3 protein-coding genes are annotated in these 3,036 nt (G+C 66.0%); all 3 read right to left on the reverse strand.

Annotated features, from left to right (window positions below):
- Window positions 1-485 (reverse strand): DNA-3-methyladenine glycosylase I (locus OXU43_06900; GenBank protein MDD9824881.1); only part of this gene is annotated, 485 nt, incomplete at its 3' end.
- 173 nt (window positions 486-658) lie between these two features.
- On the reverse strand, window positions 659-2,221 hold the full coding sequence (locus OXU43_06905) for a S8 family serine peptidase (protein MDD9824882.1): 1,563 nt from the start codon (window positions 2,219-2,221) through the stop codon (window positions 659-661).
- A 310-nt stretch (window positions 2,222-2,531) separates the two neighbouring features.
- Window positions 2,532-2,930 carry a hypothetical protein gene (locus tag OXU43_06910; protein ID MDD9824883.1) on the reverse strand — a complete coding sequence of 133 codons (399 nt, stop codon included), beginning with the start codon at window positions 2,928-2,930 and terminating at the stop codon, window positions 2,532-2,534.
- Between the last annotated feature and the right edge of the window lie 106 nt (window positions 2,931-3,036).

Raw genomic sequence — 3,036 nt, forward strand, 5'->3', positions numbered from 1 at the left:
TGGTCGTTTACCATCCCCACCCCCTGCATGTAGGCGTAGCAAATCGTGCCGCCCACAAAGCGAAAGCCCCGCTTTTTCAGATCCCGGCCCATGGCCTCGGAGGCGGGCGTGCTGGTGGGGATGTCGGAACTCCGGCGCCACCGGTTCCGCACAGTCGCGCCATCGGTGAACCGCCAGATATAGGAATCGAAACTGCCGAACTCGTTGCGCACCGCCAGAAAGGCGCGGGCGTTGGCAACGGCGGCGAGCACCTTCAGGCGGTTCCTGACGATGCCCGGATCGCCAAGCAGATGGGCGACCTTGCGGTCGCTATAGCGGGCGATCTTTTCGGCATCGAAGCGATCGAATGCCTTGCGGTAGTTTTCTCGCTTCTTCAGAACCAGGCTCCAGCTCAGCCCTGCCTGCACCCCGTCCAGAATCAGGAACTCGAACAGCAGGCGGTCGTCGTGCACCGGGACGCCCCATTCACGATCATGGTATTCCATGGTCAGGGCATCGGTCTCGGCCCATGGGCAGCGCCTGCGACGATCCTTGCGCCGTTGCCTCACCCTCGGCTCCCGCACCTGCCCGGACTGCCGTAGAACCCCGGCCCGGGCATCGTTCGTTGGGCTGCGAAAATTCTCTGCACGGTATTGCCGACGAAGAAACGGTTACGCGCTCAAAAGCGCAACTCCAGGCGCAGATCCGCCCTGGAGTCGCCGCTGCCGTCAAAGCGCACACGGCGCCCGCCCAGGTTCATGCTCCCGGCAAGACCGGATTCGCGCGTCAGCATCGCGGACAGGGACAGGTCGCCGCTCTGCCATGAGGCGCCGATGTGCGCGGCGCCGTTCCCGGCGCGGAGGCCGCGGATGGCGGAGCCGCCTGCCGGCCGCAACTGCTCGCTACGCACTACGCCGATACCGGCGGATATCCCGAAGCGCCGCGTGAAAGCGCGCGTAAGCAGGGCGCCGGCAAGCGCATCCCAGCCATCGCCGACCCGCAGCTGGCCGTTGCCGACAATGCTGCCGCCATGCGCGGAACCCCGATTCGCCGCGGCGCCGACGATCAGGCTCAGCCAGGTCCGCTCGCGCAGGACCAGGCGGGTCCCATATGCCAGCAGCAAAGATTCGCCGCGAGTCGCCTGCCCCCAGCTGAAGAACCGCGCTGGCGCGCAGGCCCCCGCGGGAACCGAGGCGCGGAAACGGCGCCCGGCGAAACCGTCCCCGAAGGAAATATCCGGGCAATCTGTCGCCGGCGCGCCGGCGGCGGCGAAATCTTGCGCAAAAGCGGCAAACTCCCGCGCAAAACTCCATTCGGCATCGTTGCGGTAAGGGACCCGGATGCGGAACGAGCGTCCGAAGCGGTCGCGGCCCACCACGGCGGAGCCGGCCGTCAACCGGGCGCCATGCGGAAGCGAGAGCGCCCCGGCAAACGCAAGGCCGGTCGTGCTATAGCCGCTGGGCAGTTCGAGGCCATCGGCCGGGGCGAGCAGACAGCGCAAGTTCAGATGCCCGTGGCCGAGGTCGGCGCTGCCGCCCTCCGCGCACTGGTAGAGCAAGCGCGGGATTTCCTCGGCGGTGAGTTCCGTGGGCCACAGTCCCCAAATCGTCGCGGCGACGCCGGCGACGATGGGCGTGGAGAAACTGGTGCCCTGAAGAGTCTCCTCAGGGGACACGGGATTGCCGTCCGTGCCCCGGAAGGAAGACGGCCAACGGTGCAGCGTGAACGGCGCCGTCAGGCACCAACTCTCCACCGGGGAGCAGCTTACCGAACCCTCGTGCAGGCCCCGAGGGTCGGGGTCCGGGGAACTGCCGGCAACCACCACCCACCTGCCGGAAGCGCCCAGATCCGTACTACTGAGCATACGCGCATTATCCGCTCCTTGAGGACCGAGATTCCCCGCGGCAACGAAGACGACGGTATTCGGCGGCGCGTGCGCGGCGGCGGTAAACAGATTGTCGTTCAAGAGGTTTGTAATCACGACGACGCCATCCTGGAAAAGATGCGGAAACCGGGTGTACGTCTGAAGGCGCACATTAAGATGGTTCCGGATGCCTGCGGAGACGCCTGCGCTGCCTCCGACAGAGCTTGTTCGGACACTGCCGCCCGAACGGCTCGCCGTTGCCAATGCCCTCATAACCTGCTGGTCATGACAGTTCGCCAAGGTACTGTCGGGACAAAATCCGGCGTCCAATATCTGGGCCGACACGGGCGCATTGGGCTGGGCTTCGGCCCGCGTCATGAATTCGCTGAAGCCCGTCACGCTGCCGCCGTTATTCGGAGCGCCCGCGCAAAGAGAGCTATAGTGCCCATCGGGACACGCCATTTCCGCTTCCGGGAGCGGGGCGGCGGCGGTGACCACGGGTACGGGCGGCATCCCCAGCGGCGGGAGGACCTGCGTTGGCGGGGGGGGCTGCATGGGGGAAGAAGCGGCAGGGCCGCTGCCGCCCCCTCCCCCACACCCCGTCAACAACGGCAGGAGCAACAGGGCATAGCCGTGCGGCAAATGCCTCTGCCTCCGCATCCGCAAGACAGCGGCGGCTGGCCGAATTCTAGACAAGCAGCATCAGTCCCAACACCATGCCCGCCAAAACGACATTCGCGCCCAACACCCAGCGCTGGACGCGCATCCAGGTCTCGATCTTGCGCACTTTCAGCCGCAGGCGCGCTATATCCTCTCTGTGCCCGGCCTGCATGCGCTCGAGCCGCTCCCGCAGCCGTTCGACTTCCTCTCCCAGTTCGCTGCGCAATAATTTGAGATCCGCCTTGGTGGCGAATTCGCTTTGCGCGCCAGGGTCGGCCGCCGCGGTCCGGGCTGTCGCCACCCGCCCGCAACGGTACATACGGGCGCTGCGAGCCTGTTCTTCCTTGATGCCCGCTGCCCGTAACTCGTCCATCCTGCTTGCCAGGTCGGCGGGCAGCTTAATCTTCTTGATTTTCGGCTTGCTCATGTTCAAATTCTCCAAAAGGGGGGCGTTAGCGGGCCAATCCCGCAAATTACCCCCTCGCTCGAATGCGAAAGATACCACGATTCCGCCGCGCCCGGCCTCGCCGCAC

The sequence above is a fragment of the Gammaproteobacteria bacterium genome (genome assembly GCA_028817255.1).
GTDB lineage: Bacteria > Pseudomonadota > Gammaproteobacteria > Porifericomitales > Porifericomitaceae > Porifericomes > Porifericomes azotivorans.